22 protein-coding genes are annotated in these 14119 nt (G+C 66.3%); 21 read left to right on the forward strand and 1 reads right to left on the reverse strand.

Features of this window, described 5'->3' with window-relative positions; translation table 11 throughout:
* Position 1 precedes the first annotated feature (1 nt).
* From BKN51_RS38045 to truA, 21 genes are all read left to right on the forward strand, one after another.
* Positions 2-187 carry a type Z 30S ribosomal protein S14 gene (locus BKN51_RS38045; RefSeq protein WP_005166789.1) on the forward strand — a complete coding sequence of 62 codons (186 nt, stop codon included), beginning with the start codon at positions 2-4 and terminating at the stop codon, positions 185-187.
* Positions 188-369: 182 nt separating this feature from the next.
* Positions 370-768, forward strand: a complete 399-nt coding sequence (gene rpsH, locus BKN51_RS38050) for a 30S ribosomal protein S8 (protein ID WP_101612172.1) — start codon at positions 370-372, stop codon at positions 766-768.
* 16 nt (positions 769-784) lie between these two features.
* A complete protein-coding gene (gene rplF, locus BKN51_RS38055; protein ID WP_101612173.1) occupies positions 785-1321 on the forward strand; it encodes a 50S ribosomal protein L6 in 537 nt (178 codons plus the stop codon).
* Between the two features lie 2 nt (positions 1322-1323).
* Positions 1324-1722, forward strand: coding sequence for a 50S ribosomal protein L18 (gene rplR / locus BKN51_RS38060; protein ID WP_101613699.1), 399 nt, complete (start codon positions 1324-1326; stop codon positions 1720-1722).
* 31 nt (positions 1723-1753) lie between these two features.
* Positions 1754-2401, forward strand: coding sequence for a 30S ribosomal protein S5 (gene rpsE, locus BKN51_RS38065; protein WP_076163010.1), 648 nt, complete (start codon positions 1754-1756; stop codon positions 2399-2401).
* A gap of 1 nt (position 2402) precedes the next feature.
* Positions 2403-2588 carry a 50S ribosomal protein L30 gene (gene rpmD, locus BKN51_RS38070; RefSeq protein ID WP_076163011.1) on the forward strand — a complete coding sequence of 62 codons (186 nt, stop codon included), beginning with the start codon at positions 2403-2405 and terminating at the stop codon, positions 2586-2588.
* The gene (rplO, locus tag BKN51_RS38075) at positions 2585-3031 is read left to right on the forward strand and encodes a 50S ribosomal protein L15 (RefSeq protein WP_101612174.1); all 447 of its coding nucleotides are present in this window, start codon (positions 2585-2587) and stop codon (positions 3029-3031) included. The genes rpmD and rplO overlap by 4 nt, the downstream gene beginning before the upstream one ends.
* A 218-nt stretch (positions 3032-3249) precedes the next feature.
* Positions 3250-4023, forward strand: coding sequence for a hypothetical protein (locus tag BKN51_RS38080; RefSeq protein WP_233223087.1), 774 nt, complete (start codon positions 3250-3252; stop codon positions 4021-4023).
* Positions 4024-4073: 50 nt separating this feature from the next.
* Positions 4074-4706, forward strand: a complete 633-nt coding sequence (locus tag BKN51_RS38085; RefSeq protein WP_101612175.1) for a LysE family translocator — start codon at positions 4074-4076, stop codon at positions 4704-4706.
* 322 nt (positions 4707-5028) lie between these two features.
* Complete coding sequence (secY, locus tag BKN51_RS38090) at positions 5029-6336, forward strand: preprotein translocase subunit SecY (RefSeq protein ID WP_101612176.1); 1308 nt, start codon at positions 5029-5031, stop codon at positions 6334-6336.
* Positions 6333-6887, forward strand: coding sequence for an adenylate kinase (locus BKN51_RS38095; RefSeq protein WP_101612177.1), 555 nt, complete (start codon positions 6333-6335; stop codon positions 6885-6887). The genes secY and BKN51_RS38095 overlap by 4 nt, the downstream gene beginning before the upstream one ends.
* A 44-nt stretch (positions 6888-6931) precedes the next feature.
* Entirely contained in the window at positions 6932-7708 is a 777-nt protein-coding gene (map, locus tag BKN51_RS38100) for a type I methionyl aminopeptidase (protein ID WP_101612178.1), read from the forward strand.
* Between the two features lie 467 nt (positions 7709-8175).
* The gene (infA, locus tag BKN51_RS38105) at positions 8176-8397 is read left to right on the forward strand and encodes a translation initiation factor IF-1 (RefSeq protein WP_005166804.1); all 222 of its coding nucleotides are present in this window, start codon (positions 8176-8178) and stop codon (positions 8395-8397) included.
* A 36-nt stretch (positions 8398-8433) separates the two neighbouring features.
* Positions 8434-8547, forward strand: coding sequence for a 50S ribosomal protein L36 (gene rpmJ / locus BKN51_RS38110; RefSeq protein ID WP_004558882.1), 114 nt, complete (start codon positions 8434-8436; stop codon positions 8545-8547).
* Between the two features lie 205 nt (positions 8548-8752).
* Entirely contained in the window at positions 8753-9133 is a 381-nt protein-coding gene (gene rpsM / locus BKN51_RS38115) for a 30S ribosomal protein S13 (RefSeq protein ID WP_101612179.1), read from the forward strand.
* Positions 9130-9315, forward strand: coding sequence for a hypothetical protein (locus BKN51_RS38120; protein WP_034304268.1), 186 nt, complete (start codon positions 9130-9132; stop codon positions 9313-9315). Before rpsM ends, BKN51_RS38120 begins: the two co-directional genes overlap by 4 nt.
* 18 nt (positions 9316-9333) lie before the next feature.
* Positions 9334-9741 carry a 30S ribosomal protein S11 gene (gene rpsK, locus BKN51_RS38125; RefSeq protein ID WP_004558885.1) on the forward strand — a complete coding sequence of 136 codons (408 nt, stop codon included), beginning with the start codon at positions 9334-9336 and terminating at the stop codon, positions 9739-9741.
* 23 nt (positions 9742-9764) lie between these two features.
* A complete protein-coding gene (gene rpsD, locus BKN51_RS38130; RefSeq protein WP_101612180.1) occupies positions 9765-10370 on the forward strand; it encodes a 30S ribosomal protein S4 in 606 nt (201 codons plus the stop codon).
* Positions 10371-10497: 127 nt separating this feature from the next.
* Complete coding sequence (locus BKN51_RS38135; RefSeq protein WP_005166811.1) at positions 10498-11571, forward strand: DNA-directed RNA polymerase subunit alpha; 1074 nt, start codon at positions 10498-10500, stop codon at positions 11569-11571.
* Positions 11572-11646: 75 nt separating this feature from the next.
* Entirely contained in the window at positions 11647-12210 is a 564-nt protein-coding gene (gene rplQ / locus BKN51_RS38140) for a 50S ribosomal protein L17 (protein ID WP_101612181.1), read from the forward strand.
* A 73-nt stretch (positions 12211-12283) separates the two neighbouring features.
* A complete protein-coding gene (truA, locus tag BKN51_RS38145; protein ID WP_101613703.1) occupies positions 12284-13117 on the forward strand; it encodes a tRNA pseudouridine(38-40) synthase TruA in 834 nt (277 codons plus the stop codon).
* Here truA and BKN51_RS38150 read toward each other — a convergent pair.
* The gene (locus BKN51_RS38150; protein WP_101612182.1) at positions 13087-14046 is read right to left on the reverse strand and encodes an endonuclease domain-containing protein; all 960 of its coding nucleotides are present in this window, start codon (positions 14044-14046) and stop codon (positions 13087-13089) included. The two genes, truA and BKN51_RS38150, sit on opposite strands and share 31 nt — an antisense overlap.
* Positions 14047-14119: the final 73 nt, after the last annotated feature.

The raw sequence follows: 14119 nt of genomic DNA on the forward strand, positions 1-14119 counted from the left end.
GATGGCCAAGAAAGCACTGGTCCACAAGGCCGCGAAGACGCCGAAGTTCAAGGTGCGCGGTTACACGCGCTGCCAGCGGTGCGGTCGCCCGCACTCGGTGTTCCGCAAGTTCGGGCTCTGCCGGATCTGCCTTCGCGAGATGGCACACGCGGGCGAGCTGCCCGGCGTCCGCAAGTCCAGCTGGTAAGAGTCTCCTTTGCCAATCCGGCCCCAAAGCAGGCGGATACGGTCTGAGCCAACCGGCTCATCTGGACCCTTTCCGCCGTGGCTGCCGGTCGGATTGGCAAACAATCGGATACAGAACTCCCACTTCGCCACAGGCCCCGCAGTTGTGCAGGGAACCAGGGCGAGAAAGGTTGACAGGTCACCATGACGATGACCGACCCCATCGCAGACTTCTTGACCCGTCTGCGTAACGCGAACTCGGCTTACCACGACGAGGTCGTGCTTCCCCACTCGAAGATCAAGGCGAACATCGCCGAGATCCTCAAGCGCGAGGGCTACATCGCGAGCTACCGCGACGAGCCGGGCGAGAAGCACAAGAACCTCATCGTGGAGCTGAAGTACGGCCCCAACCGTGAGCGCAGCATCGCCGGCCTCCGCCGCGTGTCCAAGCCCGGCCTGCGGGTCTACGCAAAATCGACCGAACTGCCGAACGTTCTCGGTGGCCTCGGCGTCGCGATCATCTCGACGTCCTCCGGGCTCCAGACCGACCGTCAGGCCAAGCGAAACAGCGTGGGCGGCGAAGTCCTCGCCTACGTCTGGTAAGGAAGGGGGCACAGACATGTCACGCATTGGAAAGCTGCCGGTCGCCGTCCCCTCCGGGGTCGAGGTGACCATCGAAGGTCAGCAGATCAAGGTCAAGGGGCCCAAGGGCACCCTTGAACACGTCATCGCCGAGCCGATCACCGTGGAGCACGCCGACGGCACGCTCCAGGTGAAGCGTCCCGACGAGGAGCGCACCAGCCGTGCCCTGCACGGTCTCACCCGGACGCTGGTCAACAACCTCGTCGTCGGTGTGACCGAGGGCTACGAGAAGAAGCTCGAAATCCACGGTGTCGGTTACCGCGTGCAGGCCAAGGGCTCGGACCTCGAGTTCGCCCTCGGCTACAGCCACCCGGTGAAGATCGAGGCCCCCGAAGGCATCACCTTCAAGGTCGAGACCCCCACCCGGTTCTCGGTTTCGGGCATCGACAAGCAGAAGGTCGGCCAGATCGCCGCGGTCATCCGCAAGCTGCGCCGCCCGGACCCGTACAAGGGCAAGGGCCTGCGCTACGAGGGTGAGAAGATCCGCCGCAAGGTCGGAAAGACGGGTAAGTGATCATGAGCGACACGACTACGAAGCGCAAGCCGGTCGGCAAGGACATTTCGACCCGCCGCCGCGTCGCGAAGGCCCGTCGGCACTTCCGCCTTCGCAAGAAGATCAACGGCACGGACCAGCGTCCGCGCCTGGTCGTCAAGCGTTCGTCGCGGCACCTCGCCGTGCAGCTGATCGACGACCTCGCCGGCAAGACCCTGGCGTCGGCGTCCACCCTCGAGGCGGACGTCCGCGCCCTGGACGGCGACAAGAAGGCCAAGGCCGCCAAGGTCGGGGAACTCGTCGCCGCCCGCGCCAAGAACGCCGGTGTCTCGACCGTGGTGTTCGACCGTGGCGGCAACGCCTACCACGGCCGCATCGCCGCGCTCGCCGACGCCGCGCGTGAAGCGGGGTTGGAATTCTGATGCAGATGCTCGTGAATGGAAGGAAAGCCTGATGCCGGGACGTACACGGCAATTCGGCGGCGGCCAGGGCGGACCCGGCGGGCAGGGCGGCAACGACCGCAATGAACGCCGCGGTGGCGGCCGGGATCGTCGCGACAGCGGTCGTGGCGGGGCCGGCCAGGACAAGACCCCGCACCTCGAGAAGGTCGTGACGATCAACCGCGTCGCCAAGGTCGTCAAGGGTGGTCGTCGCTTCAGCTTCACCGCCCTGGTGGTCGTCGGTGACGGCGACGGTCAGGTCGGCGTCGGCTACGGCAAGGCCAAGGAAGTTCCCGCGGCCATCGCCAAGGGCGTCGAGGAAGCGAAGAAGAACTTCTTCCGCGTTCCCCGCGTCGGTGGCACCATTCCCCACCCGATCCAGGGTGAGGAAGCCGCCGGTGTCGTGCTGCTGCGTCCGGCTTCCGCCGGTACCGGTGTCATCGCCGGTGGTCCGGTCCGCGCGGTGCTGGAGTGCGCGGGTGTCCACGACGTGCTGTCGAAGTCTCTCGGCTCCGACAACGCGATCAACATCGTGCACGCGACCGTGGCGGCCCTGAAGGGTCTGCAGCGTCCCGAAGAGGTCGCGGCCCGCCGCGGTCTCCCGCTCGAGGACGTCGCTCCCGCTCGGATGCTGCGTCAGCGTGCGGGCCAGGGGGTCTGACATGACTCAGCTCAAGGTGACCCAGGTCAAGAGCAAGATCGGCACGAAGCACAACCACCGTGAATCGCTGCGCACCCTCGGGCTGCGCAAGATCCGGCAGAGTGTCGTGCGTGAAGACACCCCCCAGGTTCGCGGCCTCATCCACACGGTCCGCCACCTGGTGGAGGTCGAGGAGGTCAAGGCATGACTGCCATCAAGATCCACCACCTTCGTCCGGCTCCGGGCGCGAAGCGCGAGAAGATGCGCGTCGGCCGTGGTGAGGGCTCGAAGGGCAAGACCGCCGGTCGCGGTACCAAGGGCACCAAGGCCCGGAAGAACGTGCCCGCCGGTTTCGAGGGTGGGCAGATGCCCATCCACATGCGGCTCCCGAAGCTTCGCGGCTTCAAGAACCGCTTCCGCACCGAGTACCAGCCGGTGAACCTGGGCGACATCGCCCGCGTTTTCCCGGACGGTGGCAAGGTCGGCAACGAGGAGCTCGTCGCGAAGGGTCTTGTTCGGAAGAACAAGCTCGTGAAGGTGCTCGGCAACGGTGACGTGAACGGCGTCAAGCTGGACGTCACCGCCGATGCTTTCTCCGGCTCCGCCAAGGAGAAGCTCTCCGCCGCCGGTGGCTCCGCCACCACGCTCTGAGCTTTCTTCGCTCGCTTCACCGAAAGGCCCGCCCGGCTCCGCCCGGCGGGCCTTTCGCTTGCGCTCGCCACGCTCCGCCGACGTGCGTTTAGCCCCCTAATCGCGATCCGGAGGCCGCCTGGGCTCCCCGTGCCCAGATCGCGATTAGGGGGCTAAACGCAGGTCGGACCTGGGTCGCGAGCGTGGCGGGCGGGGGAGCGAGCTGGAAGGATCGCGAGGTGGACACACCTCCTGGGCAGGATCCGCAGCCCTTCCAGCAGCAGACGGACGCTCCGCCGACGGTCGTCTCGGTGGCGGGTCCCCTGGATCCGGTGGCAGAGCCCGCTCGAACCGGCAAGCCCGAGCCCCGCAGGCTCGTCGCCGCGGGGCTGGCCACCCTCGCACTGGTCATGACCCTCGTGGGCTGTTTCTTCCCGTTCTTCACCACGGAGCATCGGCTCGGCTTCGATCGCGCCGACAAGATCGTGATCGTGGTCGTCCAGGGCGCGTGGGAAACGAAGATCATCCAGGACGGTGGTCCCTCCCTCGTCACGGCAGCGTCGCCTGTCGGTGCTCCCTTGCTGATCGCCGCGGCGATCCTCCTGGCGGCCGCGATCGTCAGCGCTCGCGCCGCCCGGCTGCGACGGCCGGGCGGCCTGGACCGATGGCTCAGCACCTGCGCGGCGGTGTTCCTCACCGGGGTCGTCGTCACCGCCTCCATGCAGGGCTTCGGACACCAACTGGGTGAACCCACCGACGGTACGCTGACGTTCGACGCGGGTATCTGGGCTCTTTTCGCCGCTGTCGTCGCCGCGGCAGGCGCGGCGGTCATGAGTCACCGCGTCGAGGAGCCCGAGCTCTCGCTGGCCGAGGATCCGGGTCTCGCGGATATGCCCACGCCGAAACATGGCATCTCCATCACGGTGCTCCCGCCGGAGCCGCAGCCCGAGCCGCCGCCGGACTACTCGGCCTTCGCCCCACCGCCGGATCCTGGCCCGAAAGAGCGCGATTAGCCCGCTAAACGCGCTCGCCTCGGCCGATACGGTGGGGGAGGAGGTGGCCGATGACTTGGGTGATGGTCTTTTTCGGGGCGGCGGTGCTCGTGGCTTTTACGCCAGGGGCGAACAATCTGCTCGGCCTGCACCACGGCATGACCCAAGGGGCATGGAAAGGGCTCGCCGGGCTGTTAGGCCGATTGGCCGCGTTCACCGTGTTGATCACGGCCGTCGCCGCAGGACTCGGACAGCTCCTCGCCGCCTCTGAACTTGCACTCACGGTGATCAAATGGGCAGGTGTCGCCTACCTGCTTTGGATCGGCGGACGGCTGTTGTGGTCGACGTTCCGCGGCGACCGGACCGCGCTGCTCCAGGAGCCTCGGGGCACTGAATCCGTACCGGCCCTGCGGATCGCGAGGAAGGAATTCGTCGTCGCGATCACGAACCCGAAGGCGATCCTCATCTTCACCGCGTTCGTGCCCCAGTTCATCGACGCAGCTCACGGCTCCTTTTCCACCCAGATCGCGATCCTCGGCGCCGTCTACCTGCTCGCCGAATTCGTCGCGGGCGCGACCTACATCGGCGTCGGCACGCTCGTGAAGTCGCTCCGGCTGTCCCGCCGGGCCACTCGCAACGTCGATCGCGGCACCGGAGTCGTGCTGCTCGGTATGGCGGGCGCCCTCGCCGCTTCGAGCTCCTGAACCCGCTCCCTGATCACGGTGCGTTTAGCCCCCTAATCGCGATCTGATGGGGCCCGGAAAGCAAGGTACGACAGGGCGTTCTGTCAAGGTTCCGGAGCAAGATGCGGAAGTCGATCAACCCTGCGGACCAACCTTCGTTCGGAAAACCCACACGCACTGCGGACACGCCCTGTGAAGCTGTTAGAGTCGGCGACACGCTTCGGGACGAGTGTGCCCCGAAGCGTTCCTGGCTTGTGCCAGAAAGCTGTGTGTTCCCGCCGGCCCCAGGTCGGCCAAGCCGATCGTCGGTAAGACAGCCGACGACGCCGAGGAGGTCCCCCGCGTGCTCAGCGCCTTCCGCTCGGCTCTCGCGACGCCGGATCTACGTAAGAAGATCCTGTTCACGCTAGCCATCGTCGCGGTCTACCGAATCGGTGCCACCATCCCGGCCCCGGGCATTTCGTACTCCGCCGTCCAGCAATGTACGGAAACCGGGTCGCAGGAGGGCGTCTATCAGCTTCTGAACCTGTTCAGCGGCGGTGCGCTGCTGCAGCTCTCGCTGTTCTCGACCGGCATCATGCCGTACATCACGGCGAGCATCATCGTCCAGCTTCTCACCGTGGTCATCCCGCGGTTCGAGGAGCTGAAGAAGGAAGGCCAGGCCGGCCAGGGCAAGCTGACCCAGTACACCCGGTACCTGACGATCGCGCTCGCGATCCTGCAGGCCACCGGCGTGGTGGCGCTCGCCGACCGCAAGCAGCTCTTCCCGCAGTGCGAGACCGCGATCATCCCGGACAACAGCGTCTACACGCTGGCCATCATCGTCGTCACGATGACCGCCGGTACCGCCGTCATGATGTGGCTGGGTGAGCTGATCACCGAGCGCGGCGTCGGCAACGGCATGTCCGTCCTGATCTTCCTGAACATCGCGGCCCGGATCCCGATCGAGGGTGGCAACATCCTCAGCAGCGCCGGCCCGGTGGTCTTCACCTTGATCTGCGTGTTCGGCCTGGTGATCATCGCCAGCGTCATCTTCGTCGAGCAGGGCCAGCGCCGGATCCCGGTGCAGTACGCCAAGCGCATGATCGGCCGCCGCATGTACGGCGGGACCTCGACCTACCTGCCGATCAAGGTGAACCAGGCCGGTGTCATCCCGGTCATCTTCGCCTCGTCGCTGCTCTACCTGCCGGACCTGATCGCCCGCCTCGTCGGCGACGCCAACAGCAACTCCGGCTGGCAGGTCTTCATCCAGAACTACATCGTCAACCAGTCCAGCTGGGCGCACGTCCTGCTGTACTTCGCGTTGATCATCTTCTTCACGTACTTCTACATCACGATCACGTTCAACGTGGACGAGCGTGCGGAAGAAATGAAGAAGTTCGGTGGCTTCATCCCGGGTATCCGCCCGGGGCGTCCCACCGCGGAATACCTCAGCTACGTCCTCGGCCGGATCACCCTGCCGGGCTCGCTGTACCTGGGCATCATCGCGATCCTTCCGAACTTCTTCTTGTCCGTTACCGGTAGCGGGAACAACCAGAACTTCCCGTTCGGTGGCACGGCTGTGCTGATCATGGTCGGTGTCGGTCTCGACACCGTGAAGCAGATCGAAAGCCAGCTGATGCAACGTAACTACGAAGGGTTCTTGAAGTGACGCGCCTGGTTCTCGTTGGCCCTCCTGGCGCGGGCAAAGGTACTCAGGCGGTAGCACTGTCGGAGAAGCTCCGGATCCCGCACATCTCGACCGGCGATCTGTTCCGCGCCCACGTGGGCGAGCAGACGCCGCTGGGTCAGGAGGCCAAGCGCTACCTGGATTCCGGCGAACTCGTGCCCGACTCGGTCACGAACGAGATGGTCCGGGAGCGCCTCGCCGAGCCCGACGCCAAGGTCGGCTTCCTGCTGGACGGGTTCCCCCGGAACACGAAGCAGGCGGACGTTCTCGGCGAGATCCTCGGCGAGGTCGACACCGAGCTGAACGCGGTCATCCAGCTCCAGGTCTCCGAAGACGTCGTCGTCGAGCGGCTGCTGTCCCGCGGCCGCTCGGACGACACCGAAGAGGTCATTCGCCGCCGTCAGCAGATCTACGTGTCCGAGACGGCTCCGCTGCTCGAGTACTACGCGGAAATCCTCGTCACGGTCGACGGCGTCGGCTCGGTCGACGAGATCTCCGCCCGCGTGCTGGAAGCGCTGCGCGACCGCACGTGAACCTCGGAGGACTGCGTGTACTGCAACGGCTTCGTCGTGGGCGCATGATCGAAATCAAGACCCCTGGTGAGATCCAGGCGATGCGGGCCGCCGGCCTGGTCGTCTGGCGCACCCTCACCGCGGTGCGCGAGATCGCCAAGCCGGGGGCGACCACGGCTGATCTCGACGAACTCGCCGAGCAGACGATCCGCGATGCCGGCGCGGTGCCCTCGTTCAAGGGCTACCACGGCTTCCCGGCGTCGATCTGCGCCTCGGTGAACGAGCAGATCGTCCACGGCATCCCCTCGAAGACGCAGGTCCTGAACGACGGCGACATCATCTCCGTCGACTGTGGCGCGATCCTCGACGGCTGGCACGGCGACTCCGCGGTCACCCTCGCGATCGGTGAGGTGTCGAAGGCGGATCTGGCGCTTTCGGCGGCCACCGAGGCCGCGATGTGGGCGGGGATCGCCGCGGTGGCGGCAGGTGGCCGGCTCACGGACATCTCGTACGCCGTGCAGACAGCAGCCGAGAAGGCGGGCCGGGACGACGGCGTCGAGTACGGGATGATCGTCGAATACGGCGGTCACGGGATCGGGCGCCAGATGCACATGGACCCCTTCCTGCCGAACCTGGGCAAGCCGGGCAAGGGCCCGCGGCTCAAGACCGGGATGGCGCTCGCGATCGAGCCCATGCTGACCGGTGGCGGCGGTGAGACCGTCGAACTCGAGGACGGCTGGACCGTCGTGACCGCGGACGGCTCGCGGGCCTCGCACTGGGAACACACCGTCGCCATCACCGATGACGGCCCGTGGGTGCTGACAGCCCCCGAAGACGCCTGATCCCCCTGGCTCCGGATCGCGTTTAGCCCGCTAAACGCAAGTGGCCCCTGGATCGCGATTTGCCCGCTAAACGCAAGTCCGCCCACTGGTCGGCGCAGTGCCGAGCCCCGCCGATGAGGCGCCCGGGCGTTGGCCCCATCGGGTGCACCTCCCCGCCGAGCGCGCCAGGTCACAGGCCTGCCGGAGCGCGATTTGCCCGCTAAACGCAGGTCGGCGGAGGCGTACGATGGTTGAGGTCGCCACCGGTGGGCTCACGGGTCACCTAACACGGTTACCCCCCGTTTGGGGCTCACGACACGGGTTGCGTACACTGTCAAGTCGGTGTACTCATCGCGCCCGGATCCTGCGCGCTCGTGAATTCTCGCGAACGGACATTGGACCCGGGGAGGAGTGTGCCGAAGCACCACCCAGCCAAGCACTCAAGCTCTGACTGATAACACAGCGTAGCGACAGGAAATGCGGAGGACATGGGCAAGAAAGACGGGGCCATCGAGGTCGAAGGCCGCGTAGTCGAGCCGCTCCCCAACGCGATGTTCCGCGTCGAGTTGGAGAACGGCCACAAGGTCCTTGCACACATCAGCGGCAAGATGCGGCAGCACTACATCCGCATCCTGCCCGAGGACAGGGTTGTCGTGGAGCTCTCGCCCTACGACTTGTCTCGTGGTCGCATCGTCTACCGCTACAAGTGATCACGACGAGTTAGCACAAGCAGGAGAGCAGGAGACGTGAAGGTCCAGCCGAGCGTCAAGAAGATCTGCGACAAGTGCAAGGTGATCCGCCGTCACGGCCGGATCATGGTGATCTGCGAAAACCTGCGGCACAAGCAGCGGCAGGGCTGATCACTCGCACTCGTTCAGAGTGGATTGACGGCTACACAATCTCCCCGCACCTGCCGGGCCGTGCGAACGGCCCGGTTCACCCCCGGACTTCAGGCCGGGGCCGGGACACCCGAAGCGCAAGCCAAGGGCACGACAGGCGAGTCGGTCCCGGGACCGGACGGGGAGCAGACCTGAAGACGAATTCTATGAAGGAGCATCAACGCCAATGGCACGACTCGCTGGCGTAGACCTCCCCCGCGAAAAGCGGTTGGAGATCGCGCTGACTTACATCTACGGCATCGGCCGTACCCGCTCGAAGCAGCTCGTCGCGGCTGCCGAGCTCAACGCGGACACTCGCGTCAAGGATCTGAGCGATGACGACCTCGCCAAGCTGCGGGTCTACATCGAAGAGAACTTCAAGGTCGAGGGTGACCTTCGCCGTGAGGTGAACGCCGACATCCGTCGGAAGATCGAGATCGGGTGCTACGAGGGCCTTCGCTGGCGTCGCGGACTGCCCGTCCGTGGTCAGCGCACCAAGACCAACGCCCGCACCCGCAAGGGTCCGAAGAAGACGGTCGCCGGCAAGAAGAAGGCTGGCAAGAAGTGAGCGTCCAGGGCAAGAAGGTCGTGCAGATGGGCGGCGTCCGCCGTCGCGGCTCGGCTTGTGTCTCGCCCAAGGCGCTCTACGCCCGCCCGATGGCGCTCCGCAACCTGTACACCGACGCCGGATCGATCATCCGTCGCGGCCAGGCCGAAGCGGTCGCCGCTCACCAAGAGAACGCGCGCTAACAGGAGAACCCTCAGAACATGCCACCGAAGTCTCGTACTGCGGCGGGGGCCAAGAAGGTCCGCCGCAAGGAAAAGAAGAATGTCGCGCATGGCCACGCGCACATCAAGAGCACCTTCAACAACACCATCGTCTCGATCACGGACCCCACCGGTGCCGTGATCGCGTGGGCGTCGAGTGGTCACGTGGGCTTCAAGGGCTCGCGTAAGTCCACCCCGTTCGCCGCGCAGATGGCCGCCGAGAACGCTGCCCGCAAGGCTGCCGAACACGGCATGAAGAAGGTCGACGTTTTCGTGAAGGGCCCGGGTTCGGGCCGCGAGACGGCGATCCGCTCGCTGCAGGCGGCCGGCCTCGAGGTCGGCACCATCCAGGACGTGACCCCGCAGCCTCACAACGGCTGCCGCCCGCCCAAGCGGCGCCGGGTCTGAGGAACGGGGAGGAGTAAGAAGAAATGGCTCGTTACACCGGCCCCGCGACGCGTATTTCGCGTCGCCTCAAGGTTGACCTCATTGGCGGCGACCAGGCTTTCGAGCGTCGCCCCTACCCGCCGGGCCAGCACGGCCGCGGGCGCATCAAGGAGTCCGAGTACCTCCTGCAGTCGCAGGAGAAGCAGAAGGCTCGTTACACCTACGGCGTTCTCGAGCGTCAGTTCGTCCGGTACTACAAGGAAGCCGTCCGGCGTCCGGGTAAGACCGGTGAGAACCTGCTGCAGATCCTCGAGTCCCGTCTGGACAACGTGATCTACCGCGCCGGTATCGCCCGCACCCGCCGTCAGGCGCGTCAGCTGGTGAGCCACGGTCACTTCGTGGTCAACGGCATCAAGGTCAACGTGCCCTCGTTCCAGGTCAGCAAGTGGGACATCATCGACGTGCGGCCGAAGTCGTTCGCGATGCTGCCCTTCGTCGCTGCCAAGGAGTCGTTCGGCGAACGTCCCGTTCCCGCGTGGCTCCAGGTTGTTCCGTCCAATCTCCGTGTGCTGGTCCACCAGCTCCCGGAGCGCGCTCAGATCGACGTTCCGGTTCAGGAACAGCTGATCGTCGAGCTCTACTCGAAGTGATCCATCACCGGGCCGGAGATCCTCCGGCCCGGTATGGGTTCGCGCGGCGGCGCTCGGAATGCGCCGCCGCGTCGCCATCCCTTTCGGTGTCATATGGCGGGCGCCGTTTGGAAAGGAAATAGGAAAGATGCTGATTTCCCAGCGACCGGCTCTCGGCGAAGAGACGGTCAACGAGACCCGCTCCCGGTTCACCATCGAACCGCTGGAGCCCGGCTTCGGCTACACGCTCGGCAACTCGCTGCGTCGTACGCTGCTGTCGTCCATTCCGGGCGCGGCCGTGACGAGCATCCGCATCGACGGCGTGCTGCACGAGTTCACCACCGTTCCCGGGGTGAAGGAAGACGTCACCGACATCATCCTGAACCTCAAGGAGCTCGTGGTCTCCTCGGAAGAGGACGAGCCGGTCACCATGTACCTGCGCAAGCAGGGCCCCGGTGAGGTCACCGCTGCCGACATCGTGCCCCCGGCCGGTGTCACCGTGCACAACCCGGATCTGCACATCGCGTCGCTGAACGGCAAGGGCAAGCTCGAGATCGAGCTCGTCGTCGAGCGCGGCCGCGGTTACGTTCCGGCCCTGCAGAACAAGCAGGCGGGCGCGGAGATCGGCCGGATCCCGGTCGACTCCATCTACTCCCCGGTGCTGAAGGTGACCTACAAGGTCGAGGCCACCCGTGTCGAGCAGCGCACCGACTTCGACAAGCTGATCCTGGACGTGGAGACGAAGCCGTCGATCACGCCGCGGGACGCTGTCGCGTCGGCCGGTAAGACGCTGGTGGAACTGTTCGGTCTCGCGCGCGAGCTGAACGTCGACGCCGAAGGCATCGAGATCGGCCCGTCGCCGCAGGAGGCGGACACCATCGCCGCCTACGCGATGCCGATCGAGGACCTGGACCTCACCGTCCGGTCGTACAACTGCCTCAAGCGCGAGGGCATCCACACCGTCGGCGAACTGGTCTCGCGCAGCGAGGCCGACCTGCTGGACATCCGCAACTTCGGTGCGAAGTCGATCGACGAGGTCAAGCTCAAGCTCGTCGGTCTCGGCCTCGCGCTGAAGGACAGCCCGCCCGGGTTCGACCCGACCGCGGCCGCGGCCAGCTACGACGGTGAAGGCTGGTCCGAGGGCGTCGACAGCATCACGGACGGAATTTCGGACAACGGCCACGACGATGGCCAGGACTACGCAGAGACGGAGCAGCTGTAAGGCCAGCTTCGGCTCCCTCACCGGTAGGGGTGGGGGAGCCCCGGCCTCCAGCTGTGAGCTGAACGAGGAGAACCGATGCCCACCCCCACAAAGGGACCCCGTCTCGGCGGGTCGCCCGCGCACGAACGGCTGATCCTGGCCAACCTGGCCACCCAGCTGTTCGAGCACGGCAAGATCACGACGACCGAGGCGAAGGCCCGGCGGGTGCGCCCGCTGGCCGAGAAGCTGATCACGAAGGCGAAGCGGGGCGACCTGCACAACCGTCGTCAGATCCAGCGCATCGTGCGCGACAAGGATGTCGTGCACAAGCTGATCGCCGAGATCGGCCCGTTCTTCGCGGAGCGTCCGGGTGGCTACACCCGGATCACCAAGACGATGGCGCGCAAGGGCGACAACGCCCCCATGGCGGTCATCGAGCTGGTGGCCGAGAAGACCGTCACCGCCGAGGCCGAGGCCGCGCGCAAGACGAAGTTCGCCAAGGACGAGCCGAAGGCTGCCGCCCCGGCCGCCGAGGAGACCACTGACGCCCCTGAGGCTGCCGACAAGGCCGCCACCGAGGCTCCGGAGGCCACCGAGGCTCCCGCCGCCGACGAGGCCGCTGAGGCCCCCGCCGCGGACGCGGACAGCAAGAAGGACTGACGTCCTGACGGCACCGAACACCCCGGACGAGCCCGCCACTCCCACTGCGGAGGGCGGGCTCGTTCGTCTGCGTCTGGATGTTTCCTACGACGGCACCGATTTCTCCGGCTGGGCCCGGCAGCCCGGGCGGCGGACGGTCCAGGGAGTCCTCGAAGAGGCACTCGCGAAACAGCCTCCAGGAGCCTCGGTCCCGAAGTCCGTCGTCGTCGCCGGCCGCACCGATGCCGGTGTGCACGCGGCCGGCCAGGTGGTCCACGTCGACGTGTCGCCTTTAGCGGGCAAAACGCGATCCGGTCGTCTGGAACTGGACGAGCAGGGCATTCCTGACCTGGGGCGGATGCGGCACCGCTGGAACCGGTACCTGCCGGGTGACGTGCGGGTGCTGGGTGCCCGGGTCGCCGCGCCCGGGTTCGACGCACGGTTTTCCGCCGTGCGGAGGCACTACCTCTACCGCGTCTCGGATGCGCCTTGGGGCGTGGATCCCTTGCGGCGTCACGACACGCTCGCCTGGGGACGGCCGCTTTCGATCGACGCGATGAACGAGGCTTCGGCGTCTCTGATGGGGCTCCAGGACTTCGCGGCTTTCTGTAAGCAGCGCGAAGGTGGGACGACTATTCGAGAGCTGCAGCGGCTTGTCTGGCGGCGGACCGGACCGCACGAGGTCGAGGTCGACGTCTCCGCCGACGCGTTCTGCCATTCGATGGTGCGCAGCCTGGTCGGGGCACTGCTCCTGGTCGGCGACGGTCGTCGTCCGCTGGCTTGGCCCGGCGACGTCTTGGAGAGCCGCACGCGCGACAGCGCAGTCGCTCCCGCACACGGTCTGACGCTGATGGCCGTCGACTACCCGCCGGACAGCGAACTCGCCTCCCGCGCCGATCAAACGCGCGCCATGCGCACCTCCTCCTGACCCGGCCGCGGCACAGTTAGCGGGCTAAACGCGCCACGTCGGGCGCGCCAGACGGCCTCGACGACGTCCCTGAGGTCGTTCGCGAGGTCTTCCGCGGTGACGATGACGAAGCGCCAGCCTTCGGCTTCTGCCCGTCTTCGGCGTTTGCGGTCGTAGGCCTGCTGTTTCGGTGTGTTGTGCCATCGTCCGTCGTACTCGATGGCGACTCGGAACTTCTCGTCCCCGAGGTCGAGGCGAGCGATGAAATGACCGGTTCGGGAGAAGACCTCGAGTTGAGGTGTCGCCGTGATGCCGGCGGCGGCCAGCACGATGCGGACCTCCGATTCCGGGGGTGACTCCGCACGAGGGTCGGACAGCCGCAAAGCATGTCTGGCCAAGCGGATTCCCCGATTGCGGCGCCCGTAGAACTCCCCGTTGAGATGCAGATCGGTCAGCTTCGTGGCCCTCATGAACTGGTCCAGATCCGGGACGCCGATGCGGAGCCGTCGGACCCACCCGGATTTGCGCGGAGAAAGCCGGAGCAGTAGATCCAGTGCGATCCGGCTCCTACGCGCGATACGAATACCGTGCCACGGCTTCGATTCTTCGGGCTTGACCTCGGTACGCCGAATCTTGATGCCGTCTATCGGGCCGAAGCGGTGTTTTTCGGGTACCACCATCTCGACCGGATCGCCGGGGTTGGCCAGTGCGACACCATGAACGGTCGCGGCCGATCGTCCGGTCAGCACGGCTTCCGGAGGCGCCAGCAACGCTGCGCCCCGGCAACGCAATTCGTGTGTGACCTCGACGTCTGCGCGCGTGTAGACGTCCTGGAACAGCCTCCGGACGCTGGGACCGCGCAGACGGCTCGCCGTGATGAGCCCCGCTTTGCGCGCCTCGGAGCCGCGGAAGATGTCGGGGAGATGAGATGAATCAAATGGCTTGGTCATGCGAACACGATGATCTGCGAGACCGACAACCCATGCCCATCACCGGTCTACGAGGGCTGTTTATCCACAAGCC

This window comes from Amycolatopsis sp. BJA-103 (assembly GCF_002849735.1).
Classification (GTDB): domain Bacteria; phylum Actinomycetota; class Actinomycetes; order Mycobacteriales; family Pseudonocardiaceae; genus Amycolatopsis.